General features: G+C 47.5%; 2 protein-coding genes. Both read left to right on the forward strand.

All coding sequences use genetic code 11. From position 1 onward, the window contains the following. The coding region (locus D0S45_20245) for a conjugal transfer protein TrbE (protein TIH11250.1) at positions 1 to 1,647 on the forward strand (1,647 nt) is incomplete at its 5' end. Positions 1,648 to 1,673: 26 nt separating this feature from the next. Next, positions 1,674 to 1,926: conjugal transfer protein TrbJ (locus tag D0S45_20250; GenBank protein ID TIH11251.1), on the forward strand; the 253-nt coding region annotated here is incomplete at its 3' end.

Below are 1,926 nucleotides of genomic sequence, written 5' to 3' on the forward strand. Positions count from 1 at the left end.
TCCTGCCTTGAAGGAATCCCTTTAGAATACAGATTTTCAAGCCGCTTCATCTGCATGGATCAATTTGAAGCAGAAAAAGAACTCACTTTATATCGTAAGACTTGGCAACAGCAGGTATTTAAATTTTTCGACCTGATGTTCAACAAGGTCAACCCAAGACCGAATCAGGATGCTCTCAACATGGCTGGAGATGCGGAAACAGCCCTTGCTGAAGTTCAATCCGGTCTCGTTTCTGCCGGATTCTACACCGCATGCATTGTGTTGCACGGGACAGATCCCGAAGAGCTGGAAGATAACACCAGACTCATCAGCAGGCTGATTCAAAGTCAAGGATTCGGATGCCGCATTGAAACAATCAATGCTCTTGAGGCATGGCTTGGAACTCATCCCGGCAACGCATATGCAAATGTCCGCAGGCCAATCATTAATTCAATGAACCTTTCGGATATGCTCCCATTGGCGACAATCTGGCCCGGTAATGAATTTAACCCTTCACCGGAATTTCCAGCCAACTCACCAGCCCTTATGTATTGCGCCACTGACGGTTCAACACCGTTCAGGCTGAACCTTCATACTGGTGATATCGGGCACACCTTGATTTTCGGCCCGACCGGAGCCGGTAAATCTACGCTTCTCGGCATTATTAACGCCCAGTTCAGAAGATATAAAAATGCATCCATTTTTGCCTTCGACAAAGGCATGTCCATGTTTCCGCTCTGCAAAGCTGCCGGGGGAACTCACTACGAAATAGCCGGCGATGATTCAGAGCTGGCTTTTGCCCCGCTTTCGAATGTTGAGTCCGATGCCGAGCAGGCATGGGCAGAAGAATGGATTGAAACACTTGTGACCCTGCAAGGATTCGTTGTTCTGCCAGCACACCGTAATGCGATTCATCTGGCAATGAATTCAATCCGGGAAAATCCGCAAGACATGCGCTCCCTTACCGATTTTTACCACTTTGTGCAGGATGAAGAACTCAGGGAAGCCATTAAGCATTACACCAATGCCGGGGCTATGGGACATCTGCTTGATGCTAAAACGGATGGATTTGGCATTGAAAATCTAATGGTCTTCGAGATTGAAAACTTGATGAATCTTGGAGACAAGAATCTTATTCCTGTTCTTCTTTATCTTTTCCACTGCATAGAAAAATCCTTTAAAGGACAGCCCTCTCTGCTCATTCTGGATGAAGCATGGATCATGCTTGGCCACAAAGTTTTCCGGGACAAGATTTATGAATGGCTGAAGGTTCTGCGTAAAGCGAACTGCGCAGTTGTTCTTGCTACCCAGTCTTTGGAAGATGCTGCTAAATCGGGTCTCATGGGCGTTTTATCTGAATCCTGCCCGACCAAAATCTATCTGGCGAATCCCAGCGCATCCGACAAAGACCAGCGACCACACTATGAAGGACTCGGCCTCAACGCCACCCAGATCCAGATCATCACATCAGCAGCTCCCAAACGCGATTACTACGTTGTGACACCTGAAGGACGCAGACTCATAAACCTCGCTCTCGGTCCTGTCGCGCTCTCTTTTGTCGGTTCATCCGGTAAAGGACACATCGCCCGTATCAAGGAACTTGAAAAAGAACATGGCCCAAACTGGCCCGAGCAATGGCTTGAAGAAAGGCAGGGAGATTTTAGATGAGCACCCAGAAACAAGGAAAATACAAAATGAGATCAGCAGTTACCCTCATTCTCATATTGGTTCTGCTCATGAACTCAACTTCGGCCAACGCCATGACCGTCACCTGCACCAATTGCAGCGATAAGATCCTGCAAATGCTGGAGCGGGTCACCAATATTGAACAGCTTGAATCCATGTACCGGACTTATGCGGAAGAAATGATGCAGACCCAGCAGCAAATTATGATGGTGAAGCAAAATATTGATCAGTACGTCAACATGGTCAAGAACACCATACGCC

Source organism: Marinifilum sp. JC120 (genome assembly GCA_004923195.1).
In the GTDB taxonomy this organism is placed as follows: domain Bacteria; phylum Desulfobacterota; class Desulfovibrionia; order Desulfovibrionales; family Desulfovibrionaceae; genus Maridesulfovibrio.